The sequence below is a fragment of the Sphaerisporangium perillae genome (genome assembly GCF_023276435.1).
Taxonomy (GTDB): Bacteria; Actinomycetota; Actinomycetes; order Streptosporangiales; family Streptosporangiaceae; genus Sphaerisporangium; species Sphaerisporangium perillae.
In genome coordinates, this window is record NZ_JALLPO010000018.1 from 28,680 (window position 1) to 46,661 (window position 17,982).

At 72.2% G+C, this 17,982-nt stretch carries 12 protein-coding genes; 5 read left to right on the top strand and 7 right to left on the bottom strand.

Going from position 1 to position 17,982, the window contains the following annotated elements; all coding sequences use genetic code 11:
* Positions 1-103: 103 nt before the first annotated feature.
* Positions 104-3,814: a WD40 repeat domain-containing serine/threonine protein kinase gene (locus MYF83_RS18800; RefSeq protein WP_248961770.1), complete on the bottom strand. Its 3,711-nt coding sequence runs from the start codon at positions 3,812-3,814 to the stop codon at positions 104-106.
* A gap of 67 nt (positions 3,815-3,881) precedes the next feature.
* Between MYF83_RS18800 and MYF83_RS18805 the strand changes: the two genes are divergently transcribed.
* Positions 3,882-7,010: an AfsR/SARP family transcriptional regulator gene (locus MYF83_RS18805; protein ID WP_248961771.1), complete on the top strand. Its 3,129-nt coding sequence runs from the start codon at positions 3,882-3,884 to the stop codon at positions 7,008-7,010.
* 292 nt (positions 7,011-7,302) lie between these two features.
* Positions 7,303-7,893 (top strand): hypothetical protein, encoded by a 591-nt coding sequence (locus tag MYF83_RS18810; protein WP_248961772.1) that lies wholly within the window; start codon positions 7,303-7,305, stop codon positions 7,891-7,893.
* Positions 7,894-8,207: 314 nt separating this feature from the next.
* Here MYF83_RS18810 and MYF83_RS18815 read toward each other — a convergent pair whose 3' ends face one another.
* A complete protein-coding gene (locus MYF83_RS18815) occupies positions 8,208-8,756 on the bottom strand; it encodes an XdhC family protein (protein WP_248961773.1) in 549 nt (182 codons plus the stop codon).
* A 536-nt stretch (positions 8,757-9,292) separates the two neighbouring features.
* Here MYF83_RS18815 and MYF83_RS18820 point away from each other — a divergent pair.
* Entirely contained in the window at positions 9,293-9,751 is a 459-nt protein-coding gene (locus MYF83_RS18820) for an NUDIX domain-containing protein (protein ID WP_248961774.1), read from the top strand.
* A gap of 165 nt (positions 9,752-9,916) precedes the next feature.
* Positions 9,917-11,596 carry a penicillin-binding transpeptidase domain-containing protein gene (locus MYF83_RS18825; RefSeq protein ID WP_248961775.1) on the top strand — a complete coding sequence of 560 codons (1,680 nt, stop codon included), beginning with the start codon at positions 9,917-9,919 and terminating at the stop codon, positions 11,594-11,596.
* Between the two features lie 165 nt (positions 11,597-11,761).
* On the opposite strand, the gene MYF83_RS18830 is transcribed toward MYF83_RS18825, so the two are convergent.
* Complete coding sequence (locus MYF83_RS18830) at positions 11,762-12,751, bottom strand: stage II sporulation protein M (protein ID WP_248961776.1); 990 nt, start codon at positions 12,749-12,751, stop codon at positions 11,762-11,764.
* 38 nt (positions 12,752-12,789) lie between these two features.
* Between MYF83_RS18830 and MYF83_RS18835 the strand changes: the two genes are divergently transcribed.
* Entirely contained in the window at positions 12,790-13,692 is a 903-nt protein-coding gene (locus MYF83_RS18835; protein WP_248961777.1) for an RDD family protein, read from the top strand.
* 140 nt (positions 13,693-13,832) lie between these two features.
* Here the strand turns inward: MYF83_RS18835 and MYF83_RS18840 are convergent, their stop codons facing one another.
* Genes MYF83_RS18840 through MYF83_RS18855 form a run of 4 tightly spaced genes read right to left on the bottom strand, consistent with a single transcriptional unit; the run spans position 13,833 to position 17,961 of the window.
* A complete protein-coding gene (locus MYF83_RS18840) occupies positions 13,833-14,795 on the bottom strand; it encodes an ABC transporter permease (RefSeq protein WP_248961778.1) in 963 nt (320 codons plus the stop codon).
* Between the two features lie 3 nt (positions 14,796-14,798).
* A complete protein-coding gene (locus MYF83_RS18845; protein ID WP_248961779.1) occupies positions 14,799-15,854 on the bottom strand; it encodes an ABC transporter permease in 1,056 nt (351 codons plus the stop codon).
* Positions 15,851-16,936, bottom strand: a complete 1,086-nt coding sequence (locus tag MYF83_RS18850; protein ID WP_248961780.1) for an ABC transporter ATP-binding protein — start codon at positions 16,934-16,936, stop codon at positions 15,851-15,853. The genes MYF83_RS18845 and MYF83_RS18850 overlap by 4 nt, the downstream gene beginning before the upstream one ends.
* Entirely contained in the window at positions 16,933-17,961 is a 1,029-nt protein-coding gene (locus MYF83_RS18855; RefSeq protein ID WP_248961781.1) for an ABC transporter ATP-binding protein, read from the bottom strand. Before MYF83_RS18855 ends, MYF83_RS18850 begins: the two co-directional genes overlap by 4 nt.
* Positions 17,962-17,982: the final 21 nt, after the last annotated feature.

Below are 17,982 nucleotides of genomic sequence, written 5' to 3' on the forward strand. Positions count from 1 at the left end.
CACAACGGCTGGCCGTACGCCAACGTACCGCTGAAGGTCGTCGGCAGATGGGGCACACCTTCGGCCTCGACCGGGACGGTATCGGGGTGCCCTGGGCGCAGGCTCAGCCGCACACGTCGGTGTACCCGACCTCGCTGACATAGCGCCTCCACTCCTGCGGCCCGGGTCTGCCCCTGGCCCGGGCGCAGACCTCCGAGGCGATCCGGTCGCCGTCGAGGGGATGCCTCCTGACCACCCCGTCGGGCGTGGCGCTGATGAGCGTGCGGCCGTCCTCGCCGAAGGCCAGCGACGCCTGCCACCCGAAGCCCTCATCGGTCAGGCCGTCGAAGACCAGTCCCAGCGGCAGGCGGCTGGACACGTCCCACAGCCTCACCCTGTCACCGGACCCGTACGTGGCGATCGTGCGGCCGTCGGGAGACCACACCGCGGTCACGATCGCGCCCGCGCTCGCCTCCGGGAAGGCCTGCCCGGTGGGTGCGCGGAAGTCCGCGTCCCAGACCGACAGCCGGGTCGTCTCCGCGCCGATGGCGACGCGACGACCGTCCGGGCTGAACGCGTACGGCCCGGCGGCGAGGCTTCCAGACCCGCCGGGCCGGGGAAGCCGGGTTCGCTTGTCCGGATCGACGAGCGAGAGTTCGGTCTCGACCCCCGCCACCAGCAGCCTTCCGTCCGGGCGGTAGGCCATGTGCGCCGATCCCGCCACCTCCGGCACGACGACGGCCTGCCTGCGGCCGAGGTCCCACAGCTCGAGGGGCCCGGCGGGTCCCAGGTGGTCCGGCGCGACCGCGAGCGTGGCGCCGTCCGGGCTGAACGCCAGACCGGAAACACCCTGGGCCTCCCGGTCCGCCACCAGAAAGGAGGTGGTCACGGACCCGTCGGAGGTGTCCACGATCACCACGCCGGCCCGCGCCTCGGCAGAGCCCGTACCGACCGGACCACGAGAACCGACGGAACCCGTGGGACCTGTGGGCACGCCGGAGACCTTGGCCGTCTTGGCGGCGCCGGACGCGCCGAGGTGGACGAATCCTCCGATGGCCAGCCTGCCGTCCGGGCCGAAGGCGAGGGCGGGAAGCGAATACGACGGGTTCTCCAGCTCGACAGGCCGGCCGATCGTCCGGCCGGCGCGGACGTCCCACAGCCGTACGGCGTCGCCGTCGTACAAGGCCAGCACCCGGCCTCCCGGCCCGAGTAGGGCCTTGCCCCCGTACGACCCGGGCAGGACCGGCCGGTCGAGCAGGGGTGCCATGTCCAGCGTGGTCACCGCGCCGAAGGACGACAGCACCCGCAGGGCGCGATCGGTCTCGTCGAACCAGAGGTCCGCGATCTCCACGCTCAGCTCCCGCTGGAGGACGATCTGGTTGTCCGCGAGCCGCAGGACGAGCAGGTTGCGAGCACTCCACAACGCCACGAAGCGGTCGTCGTACCCGAAGGCGATGTCGTCGCCCACCGGCCCCGCGCCGTCGGCCTTCAGCGGGGTGCCCGCGCGCGCCTGACGCAGCGAGAGCTTCACGCCACCGCGCAACCCGGGGAGTGACTCTGTGACGGCCAGCGCCCGGCCGTCCTGGCTGAACTCGACGTCACGGACGTTCTTCTTCTCGGGCAACCAGGTCGCCGGAACGCGGTGCCCCGACTTCAGGTCCCACAGCTCAGCCCGGCCCGCCCCGGTCGAATGGACGACCCCCAGAGTGCCGTCGGCGTTCACGGCGTCCACGCCCGCGCCCGAACCGGCGCGGATCCTCTCGTGCCGGGTGAGGTCCCACCACACCGCCGCTCCGGTGCGGCCGTGAGACTCCGGTACGGCCAGCGATCGCCCGGTGGGGTCGAAGCGCAATTCGCCGAGGTCTCCCGGGGCAGTCCCAGCGGCGAAGCGGTCCCCGATCGCCGTGCCGGTGGCGAGGTCCCACAGTCGCACGCCGCCGTCGTCCTGGAGCGCCAGGACCTTCCCGTCGGGGCGAAGCGCCGCCTTCACCACCGTCGTGCTCACGCCGGAGAACCGGCGGGCCGCCCGGTGGGCGCGCACGTCCCAGACCGTGACCTGACCGGCACGGACGGCCACCAGCGTGCGCCCGCCGGGACCGCACGCGTACACCGTCCCGGCGGTGACGTCGGGATCGGTGAAGGAGTCGGTCATGGGTTGAGACAGCGAGTCGTGCAGGGCGCCGAGCGACTGGGGAAGTGCCGGGGCTAGCCGCCAGGCCGCCACGCTCATGAGCATCGCGAGCCGCGGATCGCTCTGCCGCAGGTCGGCGGCGCGCACCGCGAGCGATCGGGCGCTCGCGTCGTCGCGCTCGCGGTTGGCGACGCGTCGCAGGTACTCGGCGAGCCCGCCGCCCGCGAGCGCGAGGACCAGCAGGACGGCGAGCGCCGCCGCGAGCATGCCGCGGCGCCGGGACGTCCGCCTGGCCAGCGTGGCGGCGGCCTCCAAGTACTCGCGTTCCAGCGGGATCAGCGTGACGTGCCGACGTTCGGCCGCGGCCCAGCGCAGCGCCCGGTCGAGGCTGGACCCGTGCAGCAGGTCGCCGGCTTTGCGGCCGAGGCGGTCCCAGGCCCGGGCGGCCTCGGTGAGCCGCCGGTGGACGGGCAGGCCGTCGCGATCCTCGGCCACCCACTCCCGCAGCCTCGGCCAGGCCTGGATCAGCGCCGGATGGGCCAGCGTGAACGCGGTGTCGGTCTCGACGACGAGCCCGGCGGCGCCGTACACACTGAGCAGCGACGCCGCCGGGCCGTCGCCGGGGACGCCGGGCAGCTCCTCGCGCGGGACGTGCCTGATCGTCTCCTCGCTGTCCTCCGAGGCGCCCACCATCCGCAGGAACACCTCCGGCGCGACGGCCCGCTCGCCCTCGGAGAGCTCCTGGTAGAGCTCCTCGGCGAGCGTGCCGAGGTCCGGCTCGGCGGCGCGCGCGGCGTCCGGTGGCCGCACCCCGGCCGCGACGACACCACCGTCCGCGAGCAGCGGGTCCCCGTCCGAGCCGTCCGCATCCCCCGAGCCGAACAGGCCGCCCGTACCGCCCGTACCGCTCATGCCGCCAAGCAGGGTCAGCAGGAGAGCACGCGCCGATGGCCGCGCCTCCGCCTCGCGCGCCAGCGCGCCGGCCACCGCGCTCCTGAGCGGGTCCGCCAGGACACCGACGTCGGGCCGGAAGTCCAGCACCTTCGTGACGACGGCGAACGGATCCCGCTCTGGGACGGCGTCGTGGCCGGTCGCGGCGAACAGGACGGTGAGCCCGAAGGCCCAGATGTCGGCGGCGGCCGAGGCCTCGCGCCCGGCGAAGAGCTCGGGGGCCATGTAGTTCGGCGTGCCCATGATCGGGCCGGTGGTCGTTCCCGGGGCTCCGAGCTGCCGGGCCACCCCGAAGTCGATCACTCGGGGCCCGTCGGGGCCGAGGATGATGTTGTCCGGCTTGAGGTCGCGGTGGACGATCCCCACCTGGTGGATGGCCGTGAGAGCCGTGGCCACGCCGATGGTCAGCCGCAGCAGCAAGTCCCCCTCGTACGGCCCGGTCCGGCCGATCACTTGGCGCAGGTTCGGCCCGGGAACGTACTCGCTGACGATGAAGGGCTCAGGCACGTCGGTCCTCGCCTCGAGCACCCTGGCCGTGCAGAACGATGCCACCCGCTGGGCCGCCGCCGCCTCCTTGGCCAGCCGGGCGCGCGAGGCGGGGTCGTCCAGCCGGGGCACCTTGACCGCGACGCGCTCGCCCTCCTCGCCGTAGGCCTCGTAGACCACCCCCTGGCCGCCCGCGCCGAGCCGTCCCGCCAGCCAGTAGCCGCCCAGCCGCTGCGGATCGGAGGGGGTGAGCGGCGACAGGGCCATCAGATCCTCCCGTGGTATGAAGACTTGCGGTTTTCTGGACGTCTGACGCGCCTCACCGGAGAGTGTCATGGAATTTCGGATCATGGGGCCGTTACAGGTACAGGACGGCGCGCGGGACCGTACCCCGACGGCTCCCAAGCACCGGGACCTCCTCGCGGTCTTCGTCCTGAACGCGCGGCGCCCCATGACGGTCGCCCGGCTGCGGGGCCTGCTGTGGCCGCGCGAGGACGGCGAGCGGTCCGACTCTCTGGTCCGGGGCTACATCGGCCAGCTCCGGCAGCTGATCGGCAAGGACGTGATCACCACCACGTCCGGCACGTACACGCTGGCGATCGAGGAGGACGGGCTCGATGTCCACCGTTTCCGGCGGCTCGTGGAGCGGGGGCTGCGCGCCGCGCGCGAGGGCCAGGACGACCAGGCCCGCTCCCACCTGCGCGAGGCGCTCGACCTGTGGCGGGGTCCCGTCCTTGAGGACGTCGACCCCGACGGGCACCGGTGGGTGGAGATCGCAGCCCTCCGAGAGGAGCTGGAAGAGCTCCGCCTGCTCGCCGTCGAGCGGAGCATCGACCTCGACCTCAAGGCCGGACACCACCGCGAGCTCGTTCCGGACCTGCGGCAGCTCACCAGATGGCATCCGCTGTGGCAGCGGTTCCACGGGCAGTACATGCTCGCGCTCTACCGCGGCGGCCGCCGCGTGGAGGCGCTGGAGGCGTACACCCGCCTGCGCGAGGCGCTCGACGAGGGGCACGCCATCGAGCCCGACCCCGAGCTGCAGCTCCTCTACCACCGGATGCTCCACGACGACGTCTCGCTGCACATCTCCGCCGGGCCACCCGTGCTGCTGCCCTACGACGTCGCCCACTTCACCGGCAGGGAGGACCTGCTGGAACAGCTCGACCGGCTGACCGCCGACCCGGCCGCGCCGGGCACCGTCGTCATCCACGGCCAGGCGGGCGCGGGCAAGTCGGCGCTCGCCGTGCACGCCGCCTGGCGCCGGCGCGACCGCTTCCCCGACGGCGTCTTCTACGCCGACCTTCGCGGCGACCACGGCCGCGCGGTCGATCCCGGCGCGGTCCTTTCGGACTTCCTGCGCTGGCTCGGCTGCCCGGCGCAGGCGATGCCCGCCACGCTCGAGCACCGCGTGCGGCTCTTCCGCGCCTACACCGCCGACCGGCGGCTCCTCCTGCTGCTCGACAACGCCGCCGACGAAGGCCAGGTACGGCCGCTGCTGACCTCCTGCCCGACGTTCGTCACCAGCCGGTCCGCACTCGGCGGCCTCACCGACGCCGTACGGCTCCCCGTGGACGTCCTCGGCGACGACGACGCGCTGGAGGTCCTGGTCAGGCTGATCGGCCCCGAACGCGCGACCGCCGAACGCACCGCCATGGTCAGGCTCGGACGCATCTGCGGCGGCCTGCCGATCGCCCTGCGCATCGCCGGAGCCCGGCTCGCCGCGCGCCCGGCATGGACGGTGGACCACCTCGTCGGACTCCTCGACGACGAGCATCTACGGCTTGACCTGCTGCACTCGGGCGACCAGACCGTGCGGAGCGTGTACTCGATCGGCTACGAAGGGCTGCCTGACAAGGCCCGGCGCATGCTGCGGATGCTCGGAGCGATCTCCGCGCCCGACTTCGCCGACTGGGTCGCCGCGCTCTTCGGCGACGAGGCCGAGACCCTGGTCGACGCAGGCCTGCTGGAGACTCACAGGATCGACGTGGCCGGCCAGGTCCGCTACCGGATGCACGACCTGACCCGGCTGTACGCGCGCGAGCAGTTGATCGCCCAGAGCGGCGAGAACGCCGTCCGCGAGACGCTCACGGCGCTGCTGAGCGTCGTCATGACCCGAGTCCAGGCATCCCGATTCCCCCTGCTCTCCGGCAATCCGACCAACCACTCCCTCCCAGCCACCTCCCTTCAAGCCTTGCCGGACACCCCCCTCCAGCCCCTCCCAGCCACTCCACTTCAACCCCCACCAGACATCTCCCTCCACACCTCTCCAGCCACTCCCCTTCAACCCCCGCAAGACACTCCCTTTCAGACCCCACCAGGCAGCCCTCTCCCCGGCCGGCCGGACCACTCCCTCCCGGCCCGCCCAGGCCGGCGCTCGCAGACCTTCGCCACCACCGACATCCGGGAGTCGGTGACCTGGCTGCTCGCCGAGCGCGACTTCCTGACCGGTCTCGTCGAGGACCTGCACAAGGCCGGGCTGTGGGACGGCGCCCGGCGGCTCGCCCACCTACTCGTACCGTTCCTCGAACGCCACCGGTACCTTGACGCCTGGCGGCACACCGGTGAGCTCGCCCTGGACGCGGCACGCCGGGCCGGGGACTCCCGCGCCGAGGCACTCGCGCTGCGCGACCTCGGCGACCTGCACCGGGCCGAGCGCCACTGGGACCTCGCCCACGAGCGGCTCCGGCTCGCGCTCAGCATGTTCCTGCGCGCGGGCGTCGCCAAGGACATCGCGCACACCAGGCGCCGGCTCGGCCAGGTCCTGCTGGAGCAGGGCAGACCCGCCGACGCCGAGCGCAACCTCACCGCCTGCCTAGCCACCTTCGACAACCACCCCACCGGCAGCGACACGAAGCCGGCGAACGCCGGAGGATCGGCCGCGGCCCACCCCGCAGGAACAGCGGCGGACCCCAGAGGACCGGCGGCCACCCACCACACAGGAACAGCGGCGGACAGCAGCGAGGCGACAGAGGCCCACCGCACAGGAAGGGCGGCGGACGCCGAAGGGCCGGCCGTGGCCCACCGCACAGGGATGGCGACCGACAGCAGAGGGGCGGCGGAGGCGCACCGCGCGCTGGGCATCGTGTTGCACCGCACCGGCCGGCTGGAGGACGCGGCAGCCCACCTCTCCAGGGCGGTGTCCCTGCTGTCCGACCTGCGCGACCGGCACGGGCAGGCGGACGCACTGCTCGACCTGGCCTCGGTACGGCTGTCGCAGCGACTGGTCCCCGAGGCGAGGCCCCTGGGCCAAGAGGCAAGGAGCATCGCCGTCCGGCTCGGCGACCGGCTCCTCGGCGCCACTGCGCTGGTCACCCTCGCCGAGGTCAACCTGGCCGAGGGCGCCCTCAACCGCGCCCAGGAACTGGCCGGCGAGGCGCTGGAGATCTTCGAAAGCGTCGCGGACGATCACGGTCGATCCAGAGCCCTGGACATTCTGCACCGAGCGAGCAACCCCCACCCGTGACCCACCCGCGCCCACGCCCAACGCGGCACCCACCGAACATTCGCCGGGTCACCCGCCATACGACGGCGCCGACATCGCCGCACCACTCCCCACCGACGCGGCGCCCAACACAACCACCACACCAAACGAGGAAGCCCACCCGGCACCGTCCCCACGCCCACCAGCCGCTGTGCGGCGGGCAAGTCGGTAGGTCTAGTGGCCGTGCTGGTGGGTGGGTGAGCGGAAGCTCAACATTTCCTCAACACGGGCCGACCTACCTTCCTCTCACACCGGCACGAGAGAGGAACCCGACATGATCACCATCCCCACCCGTCTGCGCACCGGTATCGCCGCCCTGGCCGTCCTGGGCGCCGGCTCGGCCGTGACACTGGCCATCACCCCGGCCGCCGACGCGGCCACGAGCCCCGAGACCACCACGATCACGCTCGCCGCCGCGCCGGCGCTCACCGGTACGGCCGCGGCGTCGAAGGCCGGCACGGCCGCTCCGGCGACGAGCCGGGCCACCGCCGCCACGCCGGCCAGTCTCCTGAAGAGCGTCCGGCGCAACTGCGGATGGGTCACCTGCTCCTGGTACATGTCCAAGAGGGTCACCAGGAACCTCAAGGACATGCTGGGACCGGGCACCACGTTCACGACCGGAGCCGCCTACATGATCTGCAGCAAGATCTCCCACCCCATGGGGATCGCGGTCTGCGCGGCAGCCATCCTCACCAAGGGCGCCTCGGCCGCCTACCACATCACGGCCGCCTCCAACCGGGGCGGATGCTTCGTCACCCGCGTCAACGCGGCGTACGTGGTCTCCGGCATCCCGGCGCTCACGTTCGCCAAGGGGGTCACCTTCGACGACGTCCCGCTGAGCAACAAGTACTGCGACGCCAGCTGACGACGAGCCTCCGGCGGGGGCCGGCAACGGGGTAGCCAGACGGTAGGGCAGGTGGCCATGGCCACCTGCCCTATCGCCGTTTCCACACCGGTCGTTTCACACCCGACCGTTCACACCCGGTCGTTTCACACCTGGCCGTTTCGCACTCGGCCGTTCTCGCATCCGGTGGTTTCCGCAACCGGCCGCACTCGCAGCCGGATGTATCCGCAGCCGGCCGTTCTCTCGCTCGATGGCCTCGGGGAACGATCACCACGGCCGGGGCGCCGTCCTCGCCCCCTAGCGTGCTCGTGCGGCTCGGGCACAACGGCGCATGGTCAGAAGGCGAAGCCGCCTGGGCGGTCGTTGCGGTCGGCGATGAGGCCGGCCAGCGTGGAGATCGCGATCTCCGGCGGCGTGCGGGAGCCGATGTTGAGCCCGATCGGCCGGTGCACCCGGGCGACCTCCTCGGCCGGGACGCCCAGCTCGGCCAATGCCGCCACGTGCGGCGCGGTGTGGCGGGGACTGCCCATCACGCCGATCCACCGGCACGGGAAGCCGAGCAGCTCGCGCAGCACCTCCCCCAGCTCGGGGCGGTCGTGGTCGGTGATCACCACGTCGGCGCTGCCGTCGAGGCCGCTGGACGCCTTGGTCACCACCTCGATGCCGGACGATCCGGCCGCCGTCCGCTCGGCGCGTTCGGGGTCGGGCTCCAGAAGGATCACCCGGAACCCGAGGTCGGCCCCGTACCGCAGCAGGTACTCAGCGACCGGGGAGGCGAACACGGCGACGAGGGTGCGACCACCGGCCTCAGGTGCCGCCTCACCGTGGGCGACGGCACAGGCCGGGTCCGTTTCATGGTCATGGACGTCATGCGAGTGAGCCATGGCGGGAGTCTTCCACCGCATCGCCTTCCGCAAGCACAAGCATGGTCCGGGGAATAACAGCAGATTCCGTTCGGAGACGTTCACCACGTTGACCGCCGTACAGCGGCGCCGGTATCGCCGTACCCCCTCTCACCGTCGCGGCGCCGAATGCACACGCACCACACCGGAGGAAAAGGGCAAGCCCCCCGGTGTACTCGTGGAGCGGCGGCTACTCGCCCGCCGACTCACACCTCCCTTAAGCGGCGGCTACTCGCCCACCGGCCGACCCCTGGAGCGGCGGCCACTCGGCTACCGACCGGCCCTGGGACGGCGGCTACTCGCCTCGGCTGACGCAACCCCTGGGGCGGCGGCTCCTCACCCATCGATTGACACTGCCCTTGGAATAGCGGCCACTTGCCCTACTGACCGACATCCCCTGGGGTGGCGGCTCCTCGCCTACCGACCGGCCGTGGGGATGGTGGCTTCTCGCCTATGGTTTGACGCTGTGGCGGGGTGGTACCCGTCGCCTTGGGGACGGGGCCGGCGGAGGGACCAGCGTGAAGAGGGTGATCGTGCGGGTCTGGCGGGCTCTTCGGCCCGTGCAGTGGCGGCTCCTGTGGTTCACCCGCGCGAAGTTCATGGTCGGGGTCACCGGAGTGGTACGCGACGCCGAGGGCAGGGTGCTGCTGGTCAAGCACCGGTTCTGGTCCGAGGGACGGCAGTGGGGATTGCCCGGCGGCTACGCGAAGAAGGCGGAGACCTTTGAGAACACGCTCGTTCGCGAAGTACGGGAGGAAACGGGGCTGGAAATCCGGGTTCGCAGCCTTCTGTTTCTCAAGAGCGGCTATCGGCTGCGCGCGGAGGTCGGCTTCGAGGCGGAGCTCACCGGCGGGACGATGAGCACGGACTCCTTCGAGATCCTGGAGGCGGGCTGGTTCCCCCCAGATGATCTTCCGGAAGGACTCCAGGAGCCCCACCGGCTCTTGATCAACGGCCCGCACGAAGCCTGCACCTGAACCGCCGACCCACGTGCCGACGCCGGCGTCCTCGCTTCTCGGCCGGCTCACGTGCCACGTGCCGGGGGGATCGTGTTGCTGACGAAAGGCTCGCGTGCTGTCGGATAATGCGTTTACGATCTTTTCCTCTGATATGCACCCTTGGAAACCCGGCGGTGTAAACGCATGCGTACTCGATGGCCCCTGGCGATGGTCGCCGCGGTGCTGCTGATGGTCGCCTTCGGGGCGTACGCGATGTTGACCGCCCCTGATCCCGTCGACGCCTCGCGGCCCAGCTCGCGGCGGACCTCGTTGCCCCTGCACGGGGCCGAGGCCAGTCCGCCCGCGCCACCGGCGACCACAACGGCGCCGGCGCCCGGTCAGGCGCTCACGACGGCCGCGCCGGCGCCCGAGCAGGCGCTCACGTTCGAACCGACGCCGGCCGCCTCCATCGTGCCCACACAGTCGCAACGCCCTGAACCGGTGGCGGCGAGCTATTTCACCGCCTGGCGGTCCGGTGACTTCACCACGATGGCGAGCCTGGTGGAAGCCCCTCCCGCCGACTTCGCCGACCGGCACCGGCGGTTCAGCGCCGAACTACGGGTCGCGTCGCTGTCCCTCACCCCGGGGTCGCTCCGCCTCCAGGGCCAGGAGGCCGCCGAGGTGCCCTTCCAGGGGGTGCGGCAGGTGACCGGGCTCGGAAGGTGGGAGTTCTCCTCGGTCCTGCGCCTGGGCCTGCGCAGCGGGGCGTGGAAGGTGCTCTGGGCACCGGAGACACTGCACCCCTCGCTGAAGGACGGGGGCGGCCTGCGGCTGAAAGAGACCCAGGTCGCCCGGCCCGCCGCGCTCACCCGCGAGGGCCGGCCGTTCCCCGCCGACAGCAGAGCGGGCGACTACTTCCCCGGGCTGGGCGCCACGGGCGTCCGCCTGACGATCGAGGAGGTCCCCTCAGGCCGGGTGCTGCTGGCCTCCCCGGCCACGCCGCAGGCGGCCACGCGGACGACCATCTCCGAGGCCGTGCAGACCGCCGCCGCGCGTGCCCTGGACGGCGTGGAACGGCCCGCTGCGGTCGTGGCGGTGGACGTGCAGAGCGGCCAGGTGCGGGCGGTGGCCGACACGCTGGGCGGCAAGCGGGCATTCAACGGCCTGTACCCGCCGGGCTCGGCGTTCAAGGTGGTGACCGCCGCGGCGCTGCTCCGTTCCGGGCTGACTCCCGAGTCGCAGGTCGCGTGCCCGGGGTCGTACACGATCCCGAACGGCAGGAGCTTCCACAACGACGGGAACGCCGACCACGGGACCGTGACCCTGACCACGGCCTTCGCGCTCTCCTGCAACACCACCTTCGTGCGGCAGGCGTACGAGCGGCTGCGGGACGACCGGCTGCGCGCCGAGGCGGCCGACCGGTTCGGCTTCCGGGAGAAGCCGGGACTGAGCTCCTGCCGCATCCGGCCGTACAAGGAAGCGGACGAGCTGGGCTCGGACGCCATCGGCCAGAACTCGGTGCAGGGCAGCCCGCTGTGCATGGCCGAAGTCGCCGCCGCGGTGGCCGGCGGGGTGTGGCGGCCCGCCATCATGGCCGAGAGCCCGCCCGCCGACTCCCCGGCCGCCGTGCCGCTGGACGCCGGTGTGGTGGCCGGTCTGCGGACGATGATGAGCGCCGTCGTCACCCAGGGAACGGCCGCGAAGGCCGGCCTCCCTTCGGGTACGGCGGGCAAGACCGGCACCGCCGAGGTGCAGGGCGCGAGCGCGCATGCCTGGTTCATCGGCTACCGGGATTCCCTGGCCTTCGCGGTGTTCGTGCAGAACGGCGGCAGCGGCGGCGCGGCGGCGGCGCCCATCGCAGCGAGATTCCTCAAAGCGCTCTAGGAACAGCCGGTAAGAGCCGGATCGCGCTCCTTCGCGGACGGACCGCCGCCCTCGTGCCGGCCCCGTCCCCGCTCAGGCGTCCCCGCCGGCCCGGGAGCCGGCTGTGACGCATCGCCGTCTGAGGTCCTCCGTCCCCGGCTCGCCCCCGTAAGCCTGGAAGTCCGGTCAGGCGGAGGGGGCGACGTCCGGGGTGCGTTCCAGGTCGCCGGTCTCGTTGGCGCGCAGGGCTCGGCGGCCGAAGAAGGCGACGTACGCGAGGAAGGCGGCCTCGGCCACCACTCCGATGCCGATGCGCGCCCACGTCGGCAACGGGGACGGGGTCACCATCGCCTCGATCAGCCCGGACACCAGGAGCACCACGACCAGGCCGAGCGCGACGCTCACCACGGCCCGCCCCTGCTCGGCCAGCGCCTCGGCGCGTTTCCTCGGCCCGGGGTCGATCGCCGTCCATCCGAGGCGCATCCCGACGGCCGCGGCGAGGAAGACGGCCGTCAGCTCGAGCAGGCCGTGCGGGGTGATCAGGCCGAAGAACACGTCCAGCCGGTCGCGCGAGGCCATAAGGCCGCCCGCGATGCCAACGTTCGCGGCGTTCTGCCACAGGATGTAGGGGATCGGGATGCCGAGCAGCACGGACGTGGCGATCACCTGCATCGAGACCCACGCGTTGTTGATCCACACCTGGCCGGCGAACGCCCCCGCCGGATGCTCGGAGTAGTAGTCGGCGAAGTCGTGCTCGACGAGCTGCTTGATCTGCTCCGGCCCGGCGATGGCGGCCTGGACGTCGGGGTTGCGCGCGACCCACGCCCCGACCAGCGCGGACACCACCAGGAACACCGCCGCCGTACCCGCCCACCACCAGCGGGCCCGGTAGGCCACCACCGGGAACGAGACGGTGAAGAACCGGATGAACTCCCGCCAGGCCGGCGTGTGCGCGCCCGTCACCGCCGAGCGCGCCCGCGCCACCAGCGCCGACAGCCGGCCCACGAGGAGCTGGTCGGAACCGGACCTGACGATTGACAGGTGGGTCGCGACGCGCTGGTAGAGGTCGACCAGCTCGTCGACTTCGGGGCCGCTCAGCGAGCCGCGGTGCCGCACCAGGGTCTCGAGCCGGTCCCACGTCGGCTTGTGCACGGAGACGAACGCGTCGATGTCCACGCACGAAAGCCTATTGGCCCGATGGATAGGGTGGTGGCGTGGCAGATGTGGTGACCGGTGAGGCCGTCGTCGTCGAGGTGCGGGTGGCACAGCTGCCGAGCCGCGCGCTGGCCCTGTTGATCGACATGGTGCTGCAGTTCCTGGCCATCTTCGGCCTCACGCTGCTGTTCGGCATGCTGTCGGCCGTCACGGAGGAGGCGTTCGCCGTCGCGCTGACGATCCTGCTCAGCGCGCTCGTCCTGGTGGGCTACCCGGTGATCTTCGAGACGCTCACCCGTGGCCGCAGCCTTGGCAAGCTGGCGCTCGGGTTGCGCGTGGTCAGCGACGACGGCAGCCCCGAACGGTTCCGGCAGGCGCTCTTCCGCGGGCTTTCCGGGCTGCTGGAGTTCTGGTTCCTGTCCGGGGCCCCCGCGCTGATCAGCTCTCTGATCAGCGAACGGGGCAAGCGGCTCGGCGACGTCTTCGCGGGCACCATCGTGATCTCGGAGCGGGCCCCGCGCCAGGCGCCGCCGCCGGAGATGCCGGCTCCGCTGGCCGCGTGGGCGACGACGCTGGAGCTCTCACGGCTGCCGGAGGATCTGGCGGCCACGGCGAGGCAGTACCTGTCGCGCTGGCACCAGCTCTCCCCCGCCGTCCGGCACGACATGGGCGTGCGCATCGCCGGGCAGTTCGCGACCTACGTGTCGCCGCCGCCCCCGCCCGCCGCGCCGCCCTACGCCTATCTCGCCGCCGTGCTCGCCGAGCGCCGCCGTCGCACGCAGATGCGGCTCGCGCACCAGGCCCGGTCGGTGGCGGCCACCGCGTACTTCCCCGCCGCGCCGCCTGCCCCGTCCTTCCCTGGCGCTCCGGTCACCCCGGCTTTCGCGCTTCGCGCGCCCGGTCCGCCGCCCTCACCAGCGGACACGCAGCCGACGGCCGGTGGTTTTATCCCTCCCGCCTAGATTTCGGGCAGCACGCCGCATAGATCCGGAAAGAGCGGGAACGAGGACGTCCAGCGGGTCACTGGGGCATTGGCCCGCGACATGGGAACGGGTGCGGCCGGCGCGTGAGGGAGAGGATGCGCCGACCGCACCCGTCCCGCTCAGGCCAGCCTGACCCTGGCGTCCAGGAAGGCATAGGCCACGTCGACCAGCAGGTTGGCGACGACGACCGCGGCGGCGGTGATCAGCACCACCCCCATGATGACCGGAAGGTCGCTGCTCACGAACGCCTGGACGACCGCCTGGCCGACCCCGCCGAGGCCGAAGACCGACTCGGTGACGACCACTCCGCCGATGAGCGTGCCGACGTCCACGCCGAGCTGGGACACCACCGGCGTCAGCGCGGACCGCAGGCCGTGCCGCACGATCACCCGCCGCTCGGGCACCCCCTTGGCACGCGCCGTCCTGATGTAGTCCTCGCCCAGCACGTCCAGCATCGAGCCGCGCGTGAGGCGCAGGTAGGTCGCCGCCTGGACGGTGGCCAGCGTGATCCAGGGCAGGATCAGGTGCCGCGCCCACTCGGCCGGGTTCTCCGACAGGTCCACGTAGGAGTCCGGCGGGAAGATCGGCAGGCCGGCCTTGGTCAGCTGGAAGAACAGCAGGTAGAGCAGCAGCAGCCCGATGACGAAGGTCGGCATCGAGACGCCCGCGAGTGCCAGGAACGTCATGGCCCTGTCGAGCAGCGAGCGCGCCCGGGTGGCGCTGAGCACGCCCGCGCTGACGCCGACCAGGAACCACAGCACCGCGCCGCCGAGGACCAGGGACATGGTCGGCGGGAGGTCTGCGGCGACGAGCTTGCCGACCGACTCTCCGTTGAAGTAGGACTTGCCGAGGTCGCCGTGCAGGAGCCGGCCCATGTAGTCGCCGTACTGGACGAGGATCGGCCGGTCGAGGCCGAGGTCGCGCCGGATGAGGTCGACCTGCTCGGGGGTGGCCTGCCGTCCCGCGAGCGTGCGGGCCGGGTCGCCGGGGGCGACGAAGAACATGAAGAACGTCCCCAGCGTGACCAGCCACAGTACGACCACGCCGAGCAGCACCCGCCGGATGAGGAAGCGCCGGAACATCGCTCAGCCCTCCATGGTGTTCATACGCCCGCTCGGCTCCTCGCCGCCGCGCCGTGCCTCGCCTCCCTGGCCGCCCTGGCGATCGTCCGAACCGCTCTTGCCGCCGCGCCTGCGCCGGATGCCCCTGCGCCTGCTGAAGAGCCGTTCGGTCCGCGGGTCGATCGCGTCGCGGATGCCGTCGCCGAGCAGGTTGAACGCCAGCGTGGCGAGCAGCAGGGTCCCGGCCGGGAAGGTGAGGTACCACCAGGCGACCCGGTAGAAGCCCTGCGCCTCGCTGAGCAGGTTGCCCCACGAGGGCGTCGGCGGGACGATGCCGAGGCCGAGGTAGGACAGCGTCGACTCGAATACGATGGCCGCCGGGACCAGCAGCGTCACCAGCACGATCACCGGGGCGAGCAGGTTCGGCAGGATGTCGACGAACATGATCCGCGCGTCGCCGGCGCCGAGCGATCTGGCCGCCTCGACGTACTCCCGCTCCTTGATCGACAACGTCTGCCCGCGCACGATCCTCGCGATCGCCGCCCAGGAGTAGAACGAGATCACGCCGACCGTGGCGGTCAGCGACGGCCCGGCGATGGAGACCACCGCGATCGCGAAGATCAGGTACGGGAACGAGAGCACGACGTCCATCAGGCGCGACAGCAGCGTGTCGACCACGCCGCCGTAGAAGCCGGCCAGAAGGCCCACGGCGACGCCGAGCATCGCCGCGAGCCCGGTGGACAGCACGCCGACGGTCAGCGACACGCGCGCGCCGTACAGGACGCGGATGAACAGGTCGCGGCCGAGGCGGTCGGTGCCGAACCAGAACGTGCCGTTCGGCGGCACCGGGAGCCCCTGGTCGGTGATGCCGATGTCGCGGAACTGGTCGTCGGGGCCGTGGCCGCTCCACTGGGCGATCAGCGGCGCCGCGGCGGCGAGCAGCAGCAGGAGCACCACCACGACCGCCGACAGCAGGGCGACCTTGTCGGTGCGGATCCGCGCCCAGGCCAGGGCCCAGGGGCTCCGCCCGGCGATGACCTTGTCCGGTACGGCCTCCGGACGGATCTCGGTGAGCGTCACTCCGTCCCCCTCCCATTCGCCGAGTCGCCGGCGCGCCGGGCGGGGCCACCGGAGGTGTCGGAAGCCGCCGGCTCCTCGCGATCAGCCGGTTCCGGAGGGCCGGGCAGGTCGGTGGGACCGATCGGGAAGTGGCAGGCGGTCAGGTGGGCGGTGCCTTCCAGCGCCGGCTCCTGGACCGAGCAGATCTCCCCGGCCCTCGGGCAGCGCGGGTGGAACCGGCAGCCGGACGGCGGGTCGATCGGCGAGGGCACGTCACCGGTGAGGATGACGCGGCTGCGCCGGTCGGCGGCGTCGGGGTCGGCGACGGCGGTGGCGGAGAGCAGGGCGTCCGCGTACGGGTGGCGGGGGTGCTCGTACAGCTCGTCGGCCTCGGCCAGCTCCGCCACCCGGCCGAGGTACATGACGGCGATGCGGTCGCTGACGTGCCGGACCACCGACAGGTCGTGCGCGATGAACAGGTAGGTGAGCCCGAAGTCGTCCTGCAGGTCCTTGAGCAGGTTGAGGATCTGCGCCTGGATCGACACGTCCAGCGCCGAGACGGGCTCGTCACAGATGATCAGCCGGGGCTTGAGCGCGAGGGCCCGGGCGACGCCGATGCGCTGCCGCTGGCCTCCGGAGAACTCCGCGGGGAACCGGTTGTAGTGCTCGGGGTTCAGCCCGACGCGTTCCATCAGCCCGGAGACCGCGCGCCGCCGCTCTCTCGCGGTGCCGACGCCGTGGATGACCAGGGGGTCGGCGATGATCGAGCCGACGCGCCTGCGCGGGTTGAGCGAGCCGTAGGGGTCCTGGAACATCACCTGGATGTCCCTGCGGAACGGCCGCATGGCACTACGCGACAGGTTGGTGATGTCCTGACCGTCGAAGGTGACCGTACCGGACGTCACGGGATGCAGCCCGGCGATGCAGCGGGCGAGCGTCGACTTGCCGCAGCCGGTCTCGCCCACCAGGCCCAGGGTCTCGCCGGGGGCCAGGGTCAGGCTCACCCCGTCGACGGCGTGCACCTGCCCGACGGTGCGCCGCAGCACCGCGCCCTCGTTGATGGGGAAGTGCTTGACCACGTCCCGGACCTCGAGCAGGTTCATGCCGGCCCCCCAGAGGCGCGCAGCCGTACGGCCTCCGCCTCCTCGCCCAGCCCGACGGCCTCGTGCGGCAGCCAGCACGCGGAGGCGTGGTCGCCGTCCCCGGTGACCCGGGCCAGCGGCGGGAGTTCGGCCGCGCAGACGGGCATGGCGTACCGGCAGCGCGGATGGAACGCGCACCCGGGCGGCACGGCGATCATGCTGGGCGGCTGGCCGGGGATCGGCCGGAGCCTGCCCTTGCGCACTCCCGTGCTGCCGGGGATCGACTCCAGCAAGCCCTTGGTGTAGGGGTGATGTGGCCGGTAGTAGATCGTCCGCCGGTCGGCCCGCTCCACCGGCAGCCCGGCGTACATGACCATGACCTCGTCGGCGACGCCGGCGACCACGCCGAGGTCGTGGGTGATGAGCAGGAGCGCGATGTCGAACTCCCGCTGCAGGCGGGTGATCAGGTCCAGGATCTGCGCCTGGACGGTCGCGTCGAGCGCGGTGGTGGGCTCGTCGGCGACCACGAGCTTCGGGTTGAGCGCCAGCGCCATCGCGATCATCGCCCGCTGCCGCATGCCGCCCGAGAACTGGTGCGGGTAGTCGTCCACCCTGCGGTCGGGCCGCGGGATGCCGACCAGGCCCAGCAGCTCCACCGCGCGCCGCCGCGCCTGGGCACGGCTGACGCCGGCGTCGTGGACGTGGATCAGCTCCGTGATCTGCCAGCCCACCTTGTAGAGCGGATGCAGGCTGGTCAGCGGATCCTGAAATATCACGCTTATCTCGGATCCGCGGATCTGGCGGAGCCGCTCCTCGTCCAGCCTCAGCAGGTCGGCGCCCTCGAACAGCGCGCTGCCCGAGATGTCGGCCTCGGGGAGCAGGCCGAGGATGGCCTGCGTGCTCACCGTCTTGCCGCTCCCCGACTCCCCGACGATCGCCAGCGTCCGCCCCGGCTCGACGCTGAACGACAGGCCGCGGACGGCCTGGACCAGGCCGTCCGCGGTCGGGAAGCCGACCGTGAGGTCCTTCACTTCCAGAAGGCTCATCCACCGGTCCTTCGTCCGCGT